An 18,475-nucleotide genomic window follows, 5' to 3' on the forward strand; every position below is an offset into this window, starting at 1 on the left:
CAAGCTCAAAGAGTCTGGTGACGATTGCGAAGAGGTCACACCCGTTCCCATACCGAACACGGAAGTTAAGCTCTTCAGCGCCGATGGTAGTTGGGGGGTTCCCCCTGTGAGAGTAGGACGTCGCCGGGCTTGAACAACTCAATATACTGTTTTCAGTATACAACCAATTATACCTAGGAGGATTAGCTCAGCTGGGAGAGCATCTGCCTTACAAGCAGAGGGTCGGCGGTTCGAGCCCGTCATCCTCCACCATGAATTTCAAGAAATCAAATTATACGCCGGAGTAGCTCAATTGGTAGAGCAGCTGACTTGTAATCAGTAGGTTGTCCGGAACCACTTTTCGAGCCATTAGCTCAGTTGGTAGAGCATCTGACTTTTAATCAGAGGGTCGCAGGTTCGAATCCTGCATGGCTCACCATTTTATGACTGCCGTCATGATAGATATTGCGGGTGTGGTGGAACTGGCAGACACACAGGACTTAAAATCCTACGGTATGTGACTACCGTTTCGATTCCGGTTCTCGGCATAAATACTTAGTTATACTTATATGCGCTCGTAGCTCAATTGGATAGAGCACCTGACTACGGATCAGGAGGTTGTGGATTCGACTTCTGCCGGGCGCACCATTATTTTTTTAACAATTTATATATTACCGTTACTCATATTGTTATCGCGGGGTGGAGAAGTGGTATCTCGTCGGGCTCATAATCCGAAGGTCGCAGGTTCAAATCCTGCCCCCGCAACCAAATGGTCCCGTGGTGTAGCGGTTAACATGCCTGCCTGTCACGCAGGAGATCGCCGGTTCGATCCCGGTCGGGACCGCCATTTTTATTAGTATTATCATAGGGTTTAAGAAAAGCGAGAGCTTACTGTAAACCGAAGCCACCATTATTATGCGAGTGTAGTTTAGTGGTAAAACCTCAGCCTTCCAAGCTGATGATGAGGGTTCGATTCCCTTCACTCGCTTCAAAGAGGGCCTATAGCTCAGCTGGTTAGAGCGCACGCCTGATAAGCGTGAGGTCGGTGGTTCGAGTCCACTTAGGCCCACCATTCCGCAGTAGCTCAGTGGTAGAGCAATCGGCTGTTAACCGATCGGTCGTAGGTTCGAGTCCTACCTGCGGAGCCATTTTTTGGGGAAGTACTCAAGCGGTGCGAGGGTTTTCTCCGCCATATTCTTTGGCCCCTTGGTCAAGCGGTTAAGACACCGCCCTTTCACGGCGGTATCACGGGTTCGAATCCCGTAGGGGTCATAATAAAAAGCAGCTTTACTAGTTCATTTAGAACTAGTAAAGCTGCTTTTCGTTTGCTTCGAGAATACTATATAGTCGGTACTAATAATCTAGAACTTGATCGAATAAAACTTTGAACGGCCATACGAATTTTTGTACCGAATCAAAGCTAACATATCTCCAAGTCCCTCAATCGTATGCTCAATTGCTAAATCTGAAGTAAATGGATTGAAATATCCCTCATTATAACATAAATATACTAGGTAAGGTTATCTCATTAAAACAGGACCTAGAAGAAAGTATTAAATAAAGAATGTAACCCCAATATGTCATTCTTATTTTATTGCTGTGTGATTCTATTTTTGTTAATATTAATATATATCCAATCGTTTCTTTGTCACCTTTACCACCGGTGAAAGTCGTTACACTTTTGCATATGCAGAAGGAGATTCGGCACAAATGTTCAGCCTTCGTATTCCTCATATAAAGGAGAAGTTAGGCAGACGTGTTACACGTCCGAAAATTACTTTGGCATGCCAGAAGAGGTACTTGCGCATTTTGCTTGAACTATATTAAAGCCGATTTTTCCTATTCAGGAGATGTCGGTTTTTTTGCATTCAAAAAGGTACTGAAGGGAGATGGAAGAGAAGCTATTGAAATCAGAAAAGAGGGTTATTTTAAAACGCATTTACTTAGCAATTGCTATGTATAAATGCGTTTTTCTATCTATATAAAATACAAAAATAGAAAGGGTTGTTAGATATGTCGATTAATCTTGATAATATGACGGCTGTTCAAAACCAGCAACAAGACGGTATTCTCGGTCATCTCATGTGGTTCTCGGTTGGCAAGCAATTAATCAAAATGGATGATTTGGAGAAAGCGCTTGTTCAATCAGGATTGCCTGTTGAATGGATGCCGAATGCGATTCGTCCAGCCGATGCATTTCGAAGAAGTACTAAAGAGATAGAGACTAGAAAATCTACTGGGCACGCTGGAGTATTCGAGAACTATCTTATTCGCGAAGTGTTCTCGGACAATAGCCACGTGCAGCGGAACATTGTAGTGGAGACTGTGGATCAGGCTGGTAAACGTCTTAATTACAGCAGTAGAGCGGGAGTAATCACGCTAGATAAGCACAATAGTTCTCTAAGATTTATAACGGAGAACGAAATTGCAAAAGAGCTGTGCTATGAAGCGGAACGAAATTTTAATATTTATAGAAACCATTATTCAGCCCAACAAATAAGAGTAATGGTTAATAAAATCTTACAGTCTTTAGCACCCACACCAGTACGCCAAAATGGGGGAATTTACTTTGTCCCAGATTCACATACGGATGGGTTGAATCTGCTTGTAAGCTTCACGTCCTCTCTTGAGAACTATCGTAATTACAAAGGCATTGTCACCAATGAAGCAGATTTACTAGAAAATAAAGTCATGACAATCCGAGCTGCGGTTTCAAAAATGGTTGCGAATCTCTAAAAATAGTGGAATGAAGAGATTAAAATGACTGAGTTTTATCAAACAATAATGGGAAGAAAATTCTACGATAGAGATGTTGTCGATTGTGTGCAACATATTAAAAAGATTGCTTATCAGCTCGAACGTTCAAATGAATTAAAAGAACAGGAATTGCAGATGGAAATGCGTGAGCTTTCAATAAAAGAACAAGAATTGTTTATTCTTTCATCGAAATACTGAGGAGGATTCTTTATAGGGAAGTACGGTTGCAAAAGAAACCGGCTTCCTATTTTATTTAAACTAAAATTCAAAGGGGTTATTCAATATGACAAACACTAATTATGCTAAATTAGAAGAAATTAAAAATGCACTAAATGCAAAGTTTTTCGAGCGTGAGCAAGAAGTTGAAGGAATTCTTGTCGCTCTAGTAAAGCTATTCTATGCCAGACAAATGAATTCGAAGAAGAGTATTTGAAGTTGTAAAATACATTAAGATGCATAATGTTGTCAGTGCAGAATAATGGGTAACTCAACTTGAAAAAGTAAGTCTTTATAACATTTTTTGGACTGAAAAGTTTATACACATATTATACACATTGAATAGACGAAAGGTTGGTGTATATGGGTTTAAAGGCTCTTAAAAACGTCCTCCTGGGACATAATTTGAAAAGTAGATTCAATAAGAAACACCTGAGACGTTGTTTATTCAATGTTTCAGGTGTTTTTGATTTTGTTGAAAATCCGTTCGGATTTGAAAGTTTTTGAAAAGCAACTACACAAATTTCATAAACGACAAGTGATTAGTTTGTTTTGACGCTATGCTTTTGAAAGGAATAACGATTGATATACTGATTATGTTGTTTATAAAGTTGGAAATATTATTCCCTATCAATCATAATGAATATAATTCAAAATTGGGACTGATTGTCATGAAAACGGTAAGATTCTTGTTTTATATTTAAAGGAAATTAGTGATGTTTCTATCGAGCACCGGCACATTACAGGAAAGAGGTGAACAACCTTGTATCATCACACTAAGAATTAGGGAGATTTAGGAGTTTTAAAAGCCCAGGTCGATTTACACCAAAAGGGCTATATGATAATGGCACCCCATACTGAACATTCCCCATTTGATCTTGTCGTTTATAAAGATGGTTATTTCAAAAGAGTTCAGGTCAAGTATAGGGAGTTAACTTCTAGAGGGATTCTAGAGGTCAGATTTCGTTCATCTTATTGCAACACAAAAGGTATTGTTACATCAGTTGTCGAAAAAAACGAAATTGATGTGTATTGCGTTTATTGTCCACAAACCGATGAATTCTATTACTTTGACCCTAAACTATTTGATAAGTCATTAAGCTTGAGAGTAGCGGCACCGAAGAATAATCAGGAGCACAACGTAAAGTTTGCAAAAGATTATCGTGAAGTTCCTAGTGTTTAGCCAAGACATCAATTGGGGGGATGAATCCCTCCGTGGTCATTTTAAAGATGTATAAAAGATATGAAATAAGTCTATTTAGTAAATAGGGTTAAAGAACAAGATGCGGTTTTACTTTTTCTTCTCTAAATGTACAAACACAATTTTTAAAAAAACAATAGAGTATCTTTGACTAATTAAAATATCCTTTAACCTTTCAACTGAATGAAGGATTTTTTATTATGACGAAAAAGACAGGATTATTTGGTTAGTGTTGTTACCGTTTGACTGTTACAGAAATCGAGAGTAATGGACAGGCTACACTAAGTTAGATTCGCAAGTAATCAATCTTCAATGTTACCAGACAAGGTGAGAGAAGTTCACAGGGAATTACTTATCAGTTTGAATAGAGGTTCTACATTTATCTCAAGAAAAGTTATATAATACAGGTGAAAGAATATAAGTAGAGAGAAGGGGCGAGGCATATGTTGAAAAAATTTGCTTCAGATGCGTTAGGCTTGTCGGATATCGGTAAAATCATAGGTCCAGAAGATTATGATAAAACGGATGCGGATGATTATATTCGAAATGAAGAGAATGAAAAGATTTATTTTTTAATCAAGACAAAAATGGATGAATATTGCTTTACGAACATTGCATTTATTCACGTCGATGGAGAGAAAGCTATATCTTCGAAGCGCTTGCTAAAACGCTATTCGTATTCGCAATATCAAATTACCGATGTGTTTTTGGAAACGGCGGGAAAAGTGGATTTGGATGTTGAAATCAAGTTCTCTTTAGGCAATCAATCGTTCAGCATTGACGTTGATAAAAAGCAACTTGCCCAATTGATTGATCTGTACAAAGCATTATCTTATATTTCGGAAAAAGTCCACGACAACAATATCCTGTTAGAGTTAGCGAATGGAAGTCTTGATAAAGCTGTAACAGTGTTGCATAACGCACGACTGTCTGATATCCAGCTAGCCGACCAGTATAAACAATTGACCGAGTTTGGTTTCTCCTGGTTAACGGCTGCCCGTGACCAATACCGAATTAAAGACTTTGGTGATGTGTTTGAGAAATATATTAACAATTAACTTATAAGCTAGCAGTACATTTTATTCTTTAGAAAAGTGTGGGGTCCTTCTGATTTGTAAATCTACACTTTGAAAAGTTTTTGCCTTCAACAGGAAAGGTCCCAAGTTCCAAAACAACCCCGGAAACAGGTAAATTAGATGTGCTAGTAAAGGATACTATTACTGCATAAATCAGGCTAAATGAGGAGATTGTTCGCATAGATTGTTTCCAGAAAAATTAAAAGGCATTTGGGAATAAGCGCATTCCCAAATGCCTTTTACATTAAGATTGTGTTTCTTATTGCAAGAAGTCCTCAGTCGAAGTTACAGCACAATACATACCGTTAAGTGCACCGACAAACGCGTAATGAACCTGTTCAGCTGGAACGTCTTTACCATCATAAGATAAGTCTGTCGTCGCACATGCATCTTCAATAAGTGTCGTCTCGAAGCCTAGATCCACTGCCGCTCTGACTGTCGCATCAATACACATATGCGTCATCATTCCTACCACGACTACCTTGGTTACGCCATTTTCTCTTAATTTGTTTTCCAAATCAGTCTGTAAAAAGCTGTTAGGGAAATGTTTGATGATAATGCTTTCGCTTTCCAAAGGTTGAACAGTTTCATGTATTGCAGCACCGTCCGTATCCGGAAGGAAGAATCCTAAAGCAGGATCAGCTGCGATATGCTGAACATGAAAAATATTCTCTTTATTGTTCTGCCTAAACCATTCAAGAACTTTAGCAGCATTAGCCGCGGCTTTATCTGGATTAACTAATTCCATCTTTCCATTTGGGAAATAGTCATTTTGAATATCTACAATAATTAGCGCTGTGCTCATTATATCTCCACCTCATTTAAAGTATTTTGGTCCACTTTAATCATATCTCGTATATTGTTTTTTATCGATAGGTTGGCGAAACACTTTCAGCTCAAAAAATTTTACGGTGAAACAAATGTATTATGGAACTTGATAACATTGAATTTCAGATCCTACGGTTACTATCCGATAATTCACGTATCCAATGGTAAGACTTAGGCGAACAAATTCATATGACGGGACAAGTAGTAGGGAATCGTATAAAAAACTTGAAGATAGTGGCGTAATTATAGCCTTCTCTCTACAAGTCGATGAAATGAAAGTGGGACTCACTTATACAGCGTTTATCATTATATTTATGAAAACAGCAAACCATGATGCGTTTATCCGATTAATGAATGATTGCAAAGAAGTAGTGGAAGTTCACCGCGTATCAGGAGAAGGCTGTTACCATATAAAAGTCAAATTGAACTCTCAAAAACAATTGAATCTCTCTTTCTAGATAAAATTCTTGAGTATGGGAATTATAGTGTACATTTATCGATACAAGAGATTAAACAACAAAGTCCTTTGACTGCTACATGATAAAATGGTTACGACCAGTGATTTGAATATAAAATAAAAATTCGCTATCTAATGAGATAGCGAATTTTTAAGTAGGTTTAATTGAGGTGAGGCTTCTTTAATTTTGTACTTGAAATAACAAACGCGATGACAAGCACAACTGCGGCAAATACATACGGTATATCGATGTTGATATCAAATAAAATACCGCCAATAATTGGTCCTATTATGATACCTAAGCTAGTGTAAGCAGAGTTCATACCCGCAATATACCCCTGGTTTTCCCCAACGATTTTTGACAAAAAGGATGTCACAGCAGGGCGTAAAATATCACCAGAGAAAAATACAATGCTCGTAATGACAATCATCGTCCAGTAACCATCTATTAAAATCGTAATATAGATAAAAATAGCAGAAGATAGTAAGGTTAAATTAATCAGCATTCGTTCCCCAATTAATCTGACCAGCTTATCAAAGAATAAAATTTGAGCGACAACCCCAGCTATTGAACCGATTGTAATAATAAATGAAATATCACGGACCGTAAAGCCAAACTTTTCATCGACGAATAAGCTAAACATCATTTCATAAACGGCTAGTCCAAACGCTAGTACGAACACGATCAGTAGTGGTGTGAAGTGCTGTGACTGAAAAGATTTTTTAAACTCCTGAATAAACGCTGGTCGTACAGCGGATGCACGATTTATTTGTAGCTGCTCTGTTGAAATTGAATCGTCCATTACAATGGCAATAACAATGGCAGTAATCGATGATATGGCAGCAGCGAAGAAGAACGGTGCGCGTATCCCAAACTCCGCAATAAATCCGCCAATTCCTGGACCAATTATAAATCCTAAACTAATCGCAGCCGATTGCTAGCCTAACACTTTTGCACGATTTGTTAGCGTCGTTTTATCGGCAATATACGTAACAACAGCTGGCATAATGAAAGCGGCACCTACACCGCCAAGTAGACGGCTTACAAATAATAGCCACGTTTCATTTGAAAAGCCAAACAGTGCCTCTGAAAATGAAAATAACAAAAGACCGATGACCATCATTTTTTTACGGCCGATTGAATCGACCCATACACCTGTAAAAGGGGAAGCGAGAAACTGTGCAAAGGCCATCGCAGCGAACAAGTATCCTACAACGGCACCACTTAAACTTAAATCCTTCGCAATCGATGGCATAACTGGTGCGGCAAGTCCCATCCCGACAAAAGCAATAAATAAACTAGATAATGCAAGTGCAATAGACACTTTCTCTTTTCGATTCATAATTGATTTCCTCTAATTAATTGTCAAACAATTCACGGTCCTATTTGTCGGAAGATGAAATGGATGCATTTACTTTCTTCATCGTTTGTAATACATTTTGCAATTGTTCTAAATCGATGTCAGCGAAGTGCTTCGTCATAAATTCTTTATCTGCTTCTTTACTTAATGTCTGATAAGCGAGACCTTCTTCTGCAAACCCGATGAAGTACTCGCGATGATTATTTGGATTGGCCTCACGTTTGATAAAATTTAGTGCTTCGAGCTTCGATAATACTTGGCTCACAGCACTTTTCGAAATCGCAAATTTCTTGGCGATTTCATTGTACAATAGATAATTTAAATAATATTCACTAAAAACGACAGTCAATTCTTTAAACAATTTTTGATAATTTGAATGCATAATATCCTCCATCTTCTTCAGTTAAGTAAACTGAACTTAACTGAAGAAATGTATCTTATATGTTAACGCATTTTTTGTCGACAGTTTTTTCATTTCACAAAGAACGTTTAGACGGTACATTTGGTTTTATGAAAAATATTAGAAGAGCTTGTTATACACCAAAAGACAATGGAAATAATTCGAAGAAAAATGGTTGCAATCATCAAATACGGATGATTGCAACCATTTTTTCTTTGAGTCTTCAGGATCAAATCAACCATGCAATATACCTGAAGTATCTCTCTTTTATATTTCCTTATTATGATCTCCCCATTGGCACATTATCTGGATAATAGGCCAGAGCGTGTGCCCCTTTTCAGTCAGGCTATATTCCACCTTAGGAGGGATTTGTGGATATTCTTCACGATGGACTATACCATCACTTACCATTTCCTTTAGTGTAGAACTGAGCGTTTTATATGTTATTTTACCCATCATACGCTGAAGTTCATTATAACGCACTACACCGTTTTTTGATAAATTGTAAATAATTAGTAGCTTCCATTTGCCGTTAATAATAGAAAGTGTGTAACCGAAAGAGGTCTCTTCATTGTCAGCAACATTCATTTTGGAATTTTTCATTTTACACTATCCTTCTGGATAGTATGCGTCGTAAAAGTGCATACTGTTTTTTAGTTTGTATCCACTATATAATATATTTAGGTTCAAGTAAAGGTGTGCTTTACAACCAAAACAGATATTGCGCATCTGAGACTTTACGATTTGTTGTTGAGCGGGGGGCAATATATGCGTGAATGTTTTCAACTGCAATGTATAAATCTATAGGAGGACAAATATAGTATGTTAACACAACAATATCAAGACCATTTAGTGACACTACTTCAGAAAATCGAAGAAGCTGAGGCGGTTGTGGTTGGTGGCGCTGCTGGGATGTCTGCTGCCGCCGGGTACAACTGGTATCAGACAGATGAAATCTTTCTGAAATATTTTAGTGAATTTGCAGATAAGTATGGGATTGAAAATATTTTTTATGGTTTTTATCACCGTTTTGAGACAAGAGAAGAACGCTGGGCTTATATTGCTACTTTAAACAAGTTTGTATATGATGCCGAAGCCGGTAAGCCCTACCTTGATTTATTGCAACTGCTTCAAGATAAAAACTATTTCGTCCTTACAACGAATCAAGACACTCAGTTTTCAAAGGTTTTTCCCGGAGAGAAGGTCTCTGCGATTCAAGGGGATTGGCGTTATTATCAATGTTGCAACCGTTGCCACGATCATGTTTATTTCAATAAAAAGCAAGTTGAAGAAATGTACGCAAACATAGAGGGAACTAAAATTCCCACAGAGTTGATTCCTACTTGTCCAGAATGTGGGGAGGATATGGAACCATGGGTACGATCTCGTGTTTTTCTAGAAGGAAGCCTTTTCAGAAGCGAATTAATGAAATTCCAAGCATTCCTTATGAAAAACAAATATAAAAAGATCCTATTCCTGGAATTAGGCGTAGGAACGATGACGCCGATGTTTATTAAAGAGCCATTTTGGGAGATGACTCATAGTTTGCCGAATGCATACTATATCAGCATCAATCCTAAAGATGCGGTGGTTCCTAGAGAGATAAGCGAAAAAGGACTCGCAATTAACGAAGATATTGCCCGAGTTCTTGAAGATGCCCTGAACGAGAAGGCGAAAGTAGCTCAATAATAGGAAAGCGAAAAATACAAAGGAGGACAAAAAAATATGTTATCACAACAATATCAAGACAACATAGACACATTACTAAACAAAATCCAAGAAGCTGAGGCAATTGTGGTAGGTGGCGCTGCTGGAATGTCTGAGGCTATTGGACACACTAGTTTTTATCATACTGATGAAAATTTCCTGAAGCATTTTGGAGGATTTGCAGATAAATATGGGATTGAAAACCTTTTTATGGGCTATCATTTCCGTTATCCTACAAGTGAAGAACGGTGGGCTTTTCTTGCGACTGAAATTAAATTATTACATGATGCCGAAGCTGGTCGCCCCTACCTAGATTTATTGCAACTACTTCAAGACAAAGACTATTTCATTGTTACAACGAATCAAGACGCACAGTTTCCCAAGACTTTCCCTGAAGAGAAAGTTTCCCCAATTCAAGGGGATTTGCGTTATTTTCAATGTGGCTCCCGTTGCCATGATCAAATTTATTTTAATAAAGAGCAAGTTGAGAACATGTATGCAAACATAGAGGGAACCAGAATTCCAACAGAGTTAATTCCAGTATGTTCAGAATGCGGGCAGGAAATGGAACCATGGGTGCGCTCTTATGTATTTCTGGAAGGAAGCACTTACCAAAGTGAATTAAGAAAATACAATGAGTTTCTTATAAGAAACAAAGAGAAAAAAATTCTCTTTCTGGAATTAGGCGTTGGAACAATGACACCAATGTTTATTAAAGAGCCGTTTTGGAATATGACTTATAGTTTTCCGGACGCCTACTACATTACAATTAATCCTAAAGATGCGATCGTTCCTCGAGAGTTAATTGGAAAAGGACTTGCCATTAAAGAAGATATTGCACATGTCTTACAAGATACTTTGAGCGGGAAGGAAAAAAGAGATTCGGATATTGGATAAGTACTCGGCAATCTGGTTTCTCATTACGCGAATTCATTAAGTAAAATATATTCATCGAAATTTTAGAAATAATGGAGGTTCATATGAAAGAGAAATATTATAAGGTTTTAAGAAAAATAGAAGAGGCTGACAGCATTGTAATTGGCGCAAGTAACGGCCTCGCCATTTCGGGAGGTACTAATATTTTTTTCAGAGGATTCGTCCTTTCTGGAACATTTTGGCGATCTCCGTAATAAATATGGTTTTCGTAGCATCCTACAAGGAGCTTTTTATCCATATTCATCAGAGGAAGAGAAGTGGGCATTTTTTAGCCGTATGTACGCCTACTTTTTAAACAACAAGGAAGCTAGTCCTGTTGTAAACAACCTTTATGAATTGGTGAAGGATAAAAATTATTTTGTAGTTACCTCAAATACAGATTCTCATTTTACATTGGCAGGATTTCCAAAGGAACGCCTTTTTGAAATAGAGGGCAATTGTCGGTATTTGCAATGTTCTCATGGTTGCCATAATCAAATTTACCCAGGTGACGAAATATTGAATGAAATGGCCCGAAACCAAGAAAATGGGAAAGTTCCTTCAAGCCTTATTCCTAAATGTCTAGAATGTGGTGACCCAATGCAAGTACATGTCGAAGTCGATCGCAATTTTCTAAGAGGTGAGGCATGGCAAGCCAGTTTGCAGGCTTATCAGAATTTTATCGATAATGCTCTTGGCAAAAAAATAGTCTTACTGGAATTAGGCGTAGGTGCAAGAAATCAATTGATTAAAGCTCCATTTATGAATTTAGCTAGCTCGGAAGAAATTGCTACTTATATTACCCTGAATAAAGGAACCGAGCTTTATATACCAAATGCAATTGCAGCTAAGTCTATTGGTGTTGACGGCGATATTGCCGAAGTGTTAGAGCAATTAGTTCAGATGAAATAAGCTAATTTGCATTAGTAGAAAACAGAGGGGGAATGAATGATGTATCTGTCAAATATTCTGGATAAACCTGTCTGCCAGCCCATCAAAGAGCCTTATGAACGATGGTATACATTCATGGAGCAAAACGTAGAGTTTTGGCTGCCGGATAGTGAATGGCATACGAAAACCCATTGCGCCCGCGTACTGTTACTGGCACTCCTCATCGGGCATCAAAAAGGTCTGAGTGAAGAGGAAAAGGAGCTACTAGCGATGGCGGCTGTTTTCCATGATTCCCGTCGCCTTGATGATGGGATTGATAAAGGACATGGTAGTCGTGCAGCAGTGTATTACAAAGAGTATAGTCGTGCGCATGATTTGTCCTATGATGCGAAAACCTACTACATTATCTATTACCATGACCAGGATGATTCACTTAGTTTGTCAGAGATTGCAAAGTCTCCCGATTTAAGTGGACGGGACGTGCTGCTGTATCAAATTTTCAAGGATGCTGACGCACTGGATCGTTTCCGTCTGGGTACTGATGCTTTGGATGTTAACTATCTTCGGACCGAAGAAGCTCGTCAACTTGTTGAATTTGCAAAAGATCTCTTACAGAAAAGTAATGAAACTAGTGCATAAAAAAGTCTATTTAACGTTAGCAGGTCCGGGCGTACTTTGTAAGGTTAGGTGGTAAGTGTAATGAACAGGTATGTTGATGATAGCCTCGCTCTTCACACGGACTTGTACAGAATCAATACGGAAGAAGCTAATTTGGAGGACAATATTAATAGGGGAAAAGCAGTATTTGAATTGTATTTTCGGAAATTGCCGTTTGGAAATGGGTATGTGATTTTTGCTGGATTGGAACGAATCATTGAATATCTTCAAGCATTTCATTTTTCTGAAAGCGATTTGGAGTATTTAAAGGAACTTGGCTATCGAGAAGACTATGTTGACTTTTTGCGAACGGTACGTTTTACAGGAACTGTTCGTTCCGTGAAAGAAGGGGGAAGTTGTATTTGGCAACGAACCCATTCTTCGTATCGAATACACCGTTAATCGAAGCGCAACTCATCGAGACGGCCTTGTTGAATATCGTGAACTATCAAACATTGATCGCAACCAAAGTCAAAATTGATACATACGCATATTACGTGAACTATATTAAAACCGTTTTTTCCTATTCAGGAGATGTCGGTTTTTTGTATTAAAAAAGGTATTGAAGGGTGATAGAAGAGGATCTATTGAAATAGGAAAATCGGGTTATTTTAAAACAGATTTACTTAGCAATCGCTAGATATAAATGCGTTTTTTTATTTACTTAAAATACAAAAATAGAAAGCGTTGTTAGGTATGTCAATTAATCTTGATAATATGACGGCTGTCCAAAACAAGCAACAAGACGGTATTCTAGGGTATTTAATGTGGTTCTCGGTTGGCAAGCAATTAATCAAAATGAATGATTTTGAGAAAGCACTCATTCAATCGGGATTACCGGTTGAATGGATGCGGAATGCAATTCGTTCAGCCGATGCATTCCGAAGAAGTACTAAAGAAATAGAGACTAGAAAATCTAATGGACGCGCTGACGTATTCGAGAACTTTTTTAAACGTGAAGTGTTCTCGGACAAGAGCTACGTGCAAAGAAACATTGAAGTGGAAACAGTAAAACAGGCTGGGAAACGTCTTAATTACAAAAGTGAAGTGGGAGTAATCACGCTAGATTAGCAGAAAAGTTCTCTAACATTTATTACGGAGAACGAAATTTCCATGACTGATAGTAACTTTGTGTGCATTTAGATTTAGAGAAATACGGTCGACTTAATACGAAGAAGTATGTCTTTGCAATAATACGCGTCATGAAAAGTCTATACACATATTTTACACATTGAATAGAAAAAACCTTGGTTTATAATGGTTTAAAAGCTCTTAAAAACGCCCTCCTGGGACTTAATTTGAAAGTAGATTCAATAAGAAACACCTGAGACGTTGTTAATTCAATGTTTCAGGTGTTTCTAATTTTGTTGAGAATCCGGTTGGAATTAAATTTTTATGGAAAATGACTACACAAATTTAAAACAGGACAAGTGATTAGCTTGTCCCAGCACTATGCTTATGAAAGAAACATCGAATGATCTACTGATATGTCGTTTATAAAATTGGAAATAATTTTCCCTATCAATCATAATGGATATAATTCAAAATTGGGACTGATAGTTATGAAAACGGTAAGATTCTTGTTTTATTTTTAAAGGAAATCAGTGATGTTTCTATTGAGCACCGGCACATTACAGGAAAGAGGTGAACAACCTTGTATCATCACACTTAGAATAAGGGAGATTTAGGAGTTTTAAAAGCCCAGGTCGATTTACACCAAAAGGGCTATATGATATTGATACCTCATACCGAACATTCCCCATTTGATCTTGTCGTTTAACAAAGATGGTTATTTCAAAAGGGTTCAAGTCAAGTATAGGGAGTTAACTTCTAGAGGGATTCTAGAAGTCAGATTTCGTTCATCTAATTGCAACACAAAAGGAATATTTACATCAGTTGTCGAAAAAATGAAATTGATGTGTAATGCGTTTATTGTCCATAAACTGATGAATGCTATTACTTTGATCCCAGCCATGCGAAGCAGAATCCTGATTTCCGTGAAGGTAGACCGAAGAAATTCACTAAAAAGCAAAAAGTACATGATTTACATATATTGGAAGAGGGATCCTATACGCACACTAATCCGTGCCAAAAGAGAAGTAGCTAGAGGGGGCAGATAGTGATGGCCAAGAAATCACTTTTAGAATATCAAAGGGAATATGAAAGGATCATCCATGCAGATCAACCAAGAAAAGATATTCTACTGGCTGGTTTAATGACTGAAATGGAGAAACAATTCAAAATCCCGGTGTTTAGGAATGTAGTATGGGAACGAGAAAATATAAAGGTAATAGCAATGTATCGCAAGTTAAGTATTACAAGGAAATTGTGAAGGTCGGAGAAATCTGATCTTCTTTTTTTGTTCAGATTGTATATCCAAGGGATCTGTACTTCTGGTAGTGGGTGTCACTATGACCGATAATTTGCTCGTATTTCAAGCGTTATTTTGCACATATAAATTTAAAAAACTGACTAACTTCACATTAGAAGATTAGCTGGGTTTCTTCATTGCAACATAAGATAGATTATATTAGGTTATTGAACGTAGAATAATGAACAGGATTTCGTAACATCTATTGATAAAAAGCATTCATTATAACGGGGATTTGTGTGTGTTCAGAGAAGGACGAGTTTTGGAACATATATTGGGTTTTAAAATTATTGATAGGTTACTTTTTTTGATAAAGAGCGCTTATTAAATTTTTGTTCCGCAATCGAGCCATATTAAGGAGTATTTTGTTTGTTATATTGGATCTAAGAGGGTATATAACGAAGTATTTACTCCATCCTAAATAGGAGCATAGGATGGTGGTAACTTTGAGGTTCTTTAAAAAAATCGCTTGTTTCTTAGTTGTTTTTTTAGTTTTTGCAAATTTGATTGGACATGAAGGAATTGCTTCAGATGGTGAAATTACGCTAAAAGAAGCAATTGACATTGGATTGCAGCGAGCAAAAGAATGGAATGTAAACGCAACACTTACAAGTGTAAACAGCGTTGATGAAACGAAGGGAGGCTCGAGAGGAGTAAATGGAAAACGCTTTATTTGGACTATGATCTTTATCGTTCCAAGTGCGGATGATTATGTAATAATTGGTATCTCAGAAAAGAAAATTAACGATTTTAGACTGGGAAAGCAAACTCCGGGTCCAACAATACCCTACGATGAAATCAAGTTGGATAGCTCTGATGTTCTCCAACTAGCAAAGGATAAATACGGACTAAAACAAGGAAAAGATTGGGCAACAGGATATCATTTTGCACTTGATAGTATCGATGGTACACCCATTCTAGATGTGGTAGGAAATGATCGGGATAACCGCTTTGTTCGAATTTCATTCAATGCCCAAAATGGAGATGTGGTCAGTGCCATTCATAAATTACCATACGGTGGAGGATTAATATCCAGACGTAATGGCACCGATAACCTAACAAAAGATGGGATGGCGATTACAGGTGTTGTCGCTGGAAAGAACAATTTAGTGGTATGGGGAGACAAAAAGCCAACACAATTTAGTACAACCAAACAGCCTTTTATTGAATGGAGCGATAACAATGGAGAAACATGGACAGAACTCCAAACTAATGATTATGTAACACACGCTTGGTTTGATATGAATGATCAGTTATATGGAGCAACGGAAAAAGAATTGTGGACAGGTTATACATCAAAAAGTAAAGGGACGAAAATTCTTTCATTAGACCACAGGATTCAGAACATGGATTATTCAATCAATAACCATATAGCTGTACTATCAAATGGAAAGGTTTACTATACGACCAATCAAGGTGGGAGTTGGGAACAGGCTATTGGTCCTAAACCATTTTATGTGGTTCAAATATCGGATCATGGTGATGTGGTTGGATTGACAGAAGAAAGGAAGATTTTGCAAAAGACAAATGATGGCTGGAACGAGATAACCATGCCGAATAGTAATCATGTACCTGATGATATGAAAGTGATTAATAATAGGCTATTCATTACCACAGAAAGTGGGTTTTGGACCCGAAACCTTAAAGAGGAAAATTGGAGTGAAATTCAAGTTGATAAAATGGTAGTTAGACTTATAAAAAAAGGAGAGAAATTATTCGGAATCACAAATAGAGGTGAAACTATTTATTCTATCAACACGGCAGATGAAAGAAAATCTGAAAAAGTGTTTGATGCGATGGATACCATCGTTTGGGATGTCGATATCATGGGAGATAAGTTATGGATTGCAACGATACCGGATTATTCGTGGGAAGAAATGCCGATTCCGTAGAGACAATAAAAATTTGAAGTGTATATCCATGAAAAAATAGATTGTGAAACATTTCACTTAAACTAACGGGTGCTAAAGTTAAACAAGACCACCATTATGGTCTATATTGCTATATTATGTTTACTATGTAACCATAAATACAAAAAAAAAACTTATAAAGAAAGGTGTGGAAAAATGACGAAAGAAAATAATTCAAAAATTACTATTAAAACAACAGTTCATGCACCAGTTGAAAATGTATGGAAATATTGGACAGAGCCTAATCATATAACAAAATGGAATAGTGCTTCAGATGATTGGCACACTCCATTTTCTGAAAATGATTTAAGAGCAGGTGGAAAATTTTCCTCCAGAATGGAAGCGAAAGATGGAAGCTTTGGATTTGATTTTGGTGGAGTATATGATGAAGTGAAATTAAATGAGTTCATTTCTTATACTTTAGGGGATGGAAGAAAAGTTGAAATAACTTTTCTTCTAGAAGAAAACGACACGAAAATCATACAAGTATTTGATCCAGAGACAGAAAATCCAATCGAGATGCAACAGGAAGGTTGGCAGTCAATTTTAAATAATTTTAAAAAGTATGCAGAGCAACAATAAAAACAAGGGTAGCCAAGAGGATTTTTATTTACATGAACCTGTTAATATTTGGGTAGGCGGAGATGCTTATTATTAAATAATCAATGGTACGCATCCAACAGCTTTCTCCGTTTTAGCGATAGGACTTTTAATTGATGCTGTGTTGTTAGAGATTGCACAACAAAGAATCAAAAATCAATCAATGGAAATAGTTGCATCCGAACAAACAATAGAACAACGTAGCGATGTAGAACTAATGAATGAGAACAAAGAGGCTTAATGCCTCTTTTTTTTTGCCTAAAGGGAGGAACCAATATGAACAAGATAGCAGGACACTACCATATTTCGATGATTACGAAAAAAGGACAACAAAACAATCAGTTTTATCAAAAATTACTTGGACATCGTAGAACCTAAGGAACTAATACAAACAAGTTAAAGCGTAGTTTTTCCAATTGAGATACAATGATAGTTAAAAGTTTAGATATTCGAATATTCATCCAACGGCTGCTTTAGTTAAACAAGTAAGTGCCTGTAAGGGTAGCTTTTTCTAATTGAACTCCCATGAAAATTAAACGCCAAACTTCGTGAAAATGGCAACACTAAAAGAAACGTAGCTCATTTTTTTCGAAAAAAGTGCAGCGACTAGTTATTGGTTCAGAATAATTTTTGGATTAGGAGACTTGCGATTCAGTAATTGTAACGTTGTATCCTAAGTTTTCGAGCCTTCGAACAGAATACCGTACAATAGATTGTTGCTTTTGTTTGTCAAAATAATCTACGCCTAAGTCTACATACATTTCTTTGCGTGTTAAGAGGTAATAGGCAATCCTCAAAATGGCGTGGCCACAGAAATACCTGCACGTTTTTTGCCTTTTCGTGTAGCTGTGCGCCTATACATTGCGCCAAGATAGGTCTTCTACCCTCTTATAGAGTGAGCGGCTTCTACTAAGGCCGACTTTAGATATTTGTTTCCTTTTTTCATATTCGTGGATTTCCTTTTGCCAGCACTTTCGTTATGGCCAGGGACTAATCCTGCCCAGGAACATAGATGGGAAGAGCTTGGAAATTGATTCCCGACATCGGTTCCGACTTCAGCTAGGATTTGTTCAGCCATACGAGTGGCAACGCTAGGAATAGAATCCAACCGTGGTATCCAATACCCGTTCTGTACACATTTTCATCCTC

General features: G+C 37.4%; 17 protein-coding genes, 9 tRNA genes, 1 rRNA gene and 4 pseudogenes. 26 read left to right on the forward strand and 5 right to left on the reverse strand.

Features of this window, described 5'->3' with window-relative positions; translation table 11 throughout:
- Nucleotides 1-13: 13 nt before the first annotated feature.
- The 15 genes and pseudogenes from rrf to AC1TO4_RS15815 all read left to right on the forward strand — a co-directional run bounded on the left by rrf (nt 14) and on the right by AC1TO4_RS15815 (nt 5,211).
- Nucleotides 14-129 (forward strand): 5S ribosomal RNA (gene rrf / locus AC1TO4_RS15745).
- Nucleotides 130-176: 47 nt separating this feature from the next.
- A tRNA-Val gene (locus tag AC1TO4_RS15750) sits at nt 177-252 on the forward strand.
- Between the two features lie 90 nt (nt 253-342).
- Nucleotides 343-418: transfer RNA gene (locus AC1TO4_RS15755), tRNA-Lys, on the forward strand.
- Nucleotides 419-550: 132 nt separating this feature from the next.
- Nucleotides 551-627 (forward strand) — tRNA-Arg (locus tag AC1TO4_RS15760).
- Between the two features lie 45 nt (nt 628-672).
- Nucleotides 673-747, forward strand: a tRNA-Met gene (locus tag AC1TO4_RS15765).
- Between the two features lie 3 nt (nt 748-750).
- Nucleotides 751-826, forward strand: a tRNA-Asp gene (locus AC1TO4_RS15770).
- 70 nt (nt 827-896) lie between these two features.
- Nucleotides 897-967, forward strand: a tRNA-Gly gene (locus tag AC1TO4_RS15775).
- 7 nt (nt 968-974) lie between these two features.
- Nucleotides 975-1,051: transfer RNA gene (locus AC1TO4_RS15780), tRNA-Ile, on the forward strand.
- Nucleotide 1,052: 1 nt separating this feature from the next.
- Nucleotides 1,053-1,127, forward strand: a tRNA-Asn gene (locus AC1TO4_RS15785).
- Between the two features lie 52 nt (nt 1,128-1,179).
- A tRNA-Glu gene (locus AC1TO4_RS15790) sits at nt 1,180-1,251 on the forward strand.
- Between the two features lie 741 nt (nt 1,252-1,992).
- A complete protein-coding gene (locus tag AC1TO4_RS15795; protein ID WP_482106117.1) occupies nt 1,993-2,715 on the forward strand; it encodes a DUF6744 family protein in 723 nt (240 codons plus the stop codon).
- A 24-nt stretch (nt 2,716-2,739) separates the two neighbouring features.
- Complete coding sequence (locus tag AC1TO4_RS15800; RefSeq protein ID WP_482100996.1) at nt 2,740-2,934, forward strand: hypothetical protein; 195 nt, start codon at nt 2,740-2,742, stop codon at nt 2,932-2,934.
- 85 nt (nt 2,935-3,019) lie between these two features.
- On the forward strand, nt 3,020-3,169 hold the full coding sequence (locus tag AC1TO4_RS15805; protein ID WP_482106118.1) for a hypothetical protein: 150 nt from the start codon (nt 3,020-3,022) through the stop codon (nt 3,167-3,169).
- Nucleotides 3,170-3,715: 546 nt separating this feature from the next.
- Nucleotides 3,716-4,135: pseudogene (locus AC1TO4_RS15810) on the forward strand (group I intron-associated PD-(D/E)XK endonuclease).
- Between the two features lie 461 nt (nt 4,136-4,596).
- Nucleotides 4,597-5,211 carry a PH domain-containing protein gene (locus AC1TO4_RS15815; protein ID WP_482106119.1) on the forward strand — a complete coding sequence of 205 codons (615 nt, stop codon included), beginning with the start codon at nt 4,597-4,599 and terminating at the stop codon, nt 5,209-5,211.
- A 277-nt stretch (nt 5,212-5,488) separates the two neighbouring features.
- On the opposite strand, the gene AC1TO4_RS15820 is transcribed toward AC1TO4_RS15815, so the two are convergent.
- On the reverse strand, nt 5,489-6,034 hold the full coding sequence (locus tag AC1TO4_RS15820; RefSeq protein ID WP_482106120.1) for a cysteine hydrolase family protein: 546 nt from the start codon (nt 6,032-6,034) through the stop codon (nt 5,489-5,491).
- Between the two features lie 373 nt (nt 6,035-6,407).
- Between AC1TO4_RS15820 and AC1TO4_RS15825 the strand changes: the two genes are divergently transcribed.
- Nucleotides 6,408-6,515, forward strand: coding sequence for an Lrp/AsnC ligand binding domain-containing protein (locus tag AC1TO4_RS15825; protein ID WP_482106160.1), 108 nt, complete (start codon nt 6,408-6,410; stop codon nt 6,513-6,515).
- A 160-nt stretch (nt 6,516-6,675) separates the two neighbouring features.
- Here AC1TO4_RS15825 and AC1TO4_RS15830 read toward each other — a convergent pair.
- From AC1TO4_RS15830 to AC1TO4_RS15840, 3 genes and pseudogenes are all read right to left on the reverse strand, one after another.
- Nucleotides 6,676-7,857, reverse strand: a pseudogene (locus AC1TO4_RS15830) (MFS transporter).
- A gap of 40 nt (nt 7,858-7,897) precedes the next feature.
- Nucleotides 7,898-8,257 (reverse strand): MarR family winged helix-turn-helix transcriptional regulator, encoded by a 360-nt coding sequence (locus AC1TO4_RS15835; protein ID WP_482106121.1) that lies wholly within the window; start codon nt 8,255-8,257, stop codon nt 7,898-7,900.
- A 285-nt stretch (nt 8,258-8,542) separates the two neighbouring features.
- Nucleotides 8,543-8,878, reverse strand: a complete 336-nt coding sequence (locus tag AC1TO4_RS15840; protein WP_482100989.1) for a winged helix-turn-helix transcriptional regulator — start codon at nt 8,876-8,878, stop codon at nt 8,543-8,545.
- 219 nt (nt 8,879-9,097) lie between these two features.
- Here AC1TO4_RS15840 and AC1TO4_RS15845 point away from each other — a divergent pair, with 219 nt between their 5' ends.
- The 10 genes and pseudogenes from AC1TO4_RS15845 to AC1TO4_RS15890 all read left to right on the forward strand — a co-directional run bounded on the left by AC1TO4_RS15845 (nt 9,098) and on the right by AC1TO4_RS15890 (nt 17,308).
- Nucleotides 9,098-9,964 (forward strand): SIR2 family NAD-dependent protein deacylase, encoded by an 867-nt coding sequence (locus AC1TO4_RS15845; protein WP_482106122.1) that lies wholly within the window; start codon nt 9,098-9,100, stop codon nt 9,962-9,964.
- A gap of 36 nt (nt 9,965-10,000) precedes the next feature.
- The gene (locus AC1TO4_RS15850; protein ID WP_482106123.1) at nt 10,001-10,879 is read left to right on the forward strand and encodes an SIR2 family NAD-dependent protein deacylase; all 879 of its coding nucleotides are present in this window, start codon (nt 10,001-10,003) and stop codon (nt 10,877-10,879) included.
- Between the two features lie 141 nt (nt 10,880-11,020).
- The gene (locus tag AC1TO4_RS15855; protein ID WP_482106124.1) at nt 11,021-11,809 is read left to right on the forward strand and encodes an SIR2 family NAD-dependent protein deacylase; all 789 of its coding nucleotides are present in this window, start codon (nt 11,021-11,023) and stop codon (nt 11,807-11,809) included.
- A gap of 39 nt (nt 11,810-11,848) precedes the next feature.
- Nucleotides 11,849-12,427, forward strand: coding sequence for an HD domain-containing protein (locus AC1TO4_RS15860; RefSeq protein ID WP_482106125.1), 579 nt, complete (start codon nt 11,849-11,851; stop codon nt 12,425-12,427).
- Nucleotides 12,428-12,487: 60 nt separating this feature from the next.
- A pseudogene (locus tag AC1TO4_RS15865) lies at nt 12,488-12,915 on the forward strand (nicotinate phosphoribosyltransferase); the annotation flags it as partial.
- Between the two features lie 226 nt (nt 12,916-13,141).
- Nucleotides 13,142-13,516, forward strand: a complete 375-nt coding sequence (locus AC1TO4_RS15870) for a DUF6744 family protein (protein ID WP_482106126.1) — start codon at nt 13,142-13,144, stop codon at nt 13,514-13,516.
- Between the two features lie 583 nt (nt 13,517-14,099).
- A pseudogene (locus AC1TO4_RS15875) lies at nt 14,100-14,552 on the forward strand (group I intron-associated PD-(D/E)XK endonuclease).
- Nucleotides 14,553-14,567: 15 nt separating this feature from the next.
- The gene (locus AC1TO4_RS15880; RefSeq protein WP_482106127.1) at nt 14,568-14,777 is read left to right on the forward strand and encodes a hypothetical protein; all 210 of its coding nucleotides are present in this window, start codon (nt 14,568-14,570) and stop codon (nt 14,775-14,777) included.
- A 485-nt stretch (nt 14,778-15,262) separates the two neighbouring features.
- Nucleotides 15,263-16,708: a beta propeller repeat protein gene (locus tag AC1TO4_RS15885; protein WP_482106128.1), complete on the forward strand. Its 1,446-nt coding sequence runs from the start codon at nt 15,263-15,265 to the stop codon at nt 16,706-16,708.
- A 174-nt stretch (nt 16,709-16,882) separates the two neighbouring features.
- Nucleotides 16,883-17,308 carry an SRPBCC family protein gene (locus AC1TO4_RS15890; protein ID WP_482100982.1) on the forward strand — a complete coding sequence of 142 codons (426 nt, stop codon included), beginning with the start codon at nt 16,883-16,885 and terminating at the stop codon, nt 17,306-17,308.
- A gap of 898 nt (nt 17,309-18,206) precedes the next feature.
- On the opposite strand, the gene AC1TO4_RS15895 is transcribed toward AC1TO4_RS15890, so the two are convergent.
- On the reverse strand, nt 18,207-18,404 hold the full coding sequence (locus tag AC1TO4_RS15895; protein WP_482106161.1) for a transposase: 198 nt from the start codon (nt 18,402-18,404) through the stop codon (nt 18,207-18,209).
- Between the last annotated feature and the right edge of the window lie 71 nt (nt 18,405-18,475).

Source organism: Sporosarcina sp. Y838 (assembly GCF_056786515.1).

What these genes read in the sequence shown, in the direction of transcription:
- AC1TO4_RS15795 (WP_482106117.1), top strand. Translation starts at nt 1,993, where the DNA reads ATGTCGATTAATCTTGATAATATGACGGCTGTTCAAAACCAGCAACAA.
- AC1TO4_RS15800 (WP_482100996.1), top strand. Translation starts at nt 2,740, where the DNA reads ATGACTGAGTTTTATCAAACAATAATGGGAAGAAAATTCTACGATAGA.
- AC1TO4_RS15805 (WP_482106118.1), top strand. Translation starts at nt 3,020, where the DNA reads ATGACAAACACTAATTATGCTAAATTAGAAGAAATTAAAAATGCACTA.
- AC1TO4_RS15815 (WP_482106119.1), top strand. Translation starts at nt 4,597, where the DNA reads ATGTTGAAAAAATTTGCTTCAGATGCGTTAGGCTTGTCGGATATCGGT.
- AC1TO4_RS15820 (WP_482106120.1), bottom strand. Translation starts at nt 6,034, where the DNA reads ATGAGCACAGCGCTAATTATTGTAGATATTCAAAATGACTATTTCCCA.
- AC1TO4_RS15825 (WP_482106160.1), top strand. Translation starts at nt 6,408, where the DNA reads ATGAATGATTGCAAAGAAGTAGTGGAAGTTCACCGCGTATCAGGAGAA.
- AC1TO4_RS15835 (WP_482106121.1), bottom strand. Translation starts at nt 8,257, where the DNA reads ATGCATTCAAATTATCAAAAATTGTTTAAAGAATTGACTGTCGTTTTT.
- AC1TO4_RS15840 (WP_482100989.1), bottom strand. Translation starts at nt 8,878, where the DNA reads ATGAAAAATTCCAAAATGAATGTTGCTGACAATGAAGAGACCTCTTTC.
- AC1TO4_RS15845 (WP_482106122.1), top strand. Translation starts at nt 9,098, where the DNA reads ATGTTAACACAACAATATCAAGACCATTTAGTGACACTACTTCAGAAA.
- AC1TO4_RS15850 (WP_482106123.1), top strand. Translation starts at nt 10,001, where the DNA reads ATGTTATCACAACAATATCAAGACAACATAGACACATTACTAAACAAA.
- AC1TO4_RS15860 (WP_482106125.1), top strand. Translation starts at nt 11,849, where the DNA reads ATGTATCTGTCAAATATTCTGGATAAACCTGTCTGCCAGCCCATCAAA.
- AC1TO4_RS15870 (WP_482106126.1), top strand. Translation starts at nt 13,142, where the DNA reads ATGTCAATTAATCTTGATAATATGACGGCTGTCCAAAACAAGCAACAA.
- AC1TO4_RS15880 (WP_482106127.1), top strand. Translation starts at nt 14,568, where the DNA reads ATGGCCAAGAAATCACTTTTAGAATATCAAAGGGAATATGAAAGGATC.
- AC1TO4_RS15890 (WP_482100982.1), top strand. Translation starts at nt 16,883, where the DNA reads ATGACGAAAGAAAATAATTCAAAAATTACTATTAAAACAACAGTTCAT.
- AC1TO4_RS15895 (WP_482106161.1), bottom strand. Translation starts at nt 18,404, where the DNA reads ATGGCTGAACAAATCCTAGCTGAAGTCGGAACCGATGTCGGGAATCAA.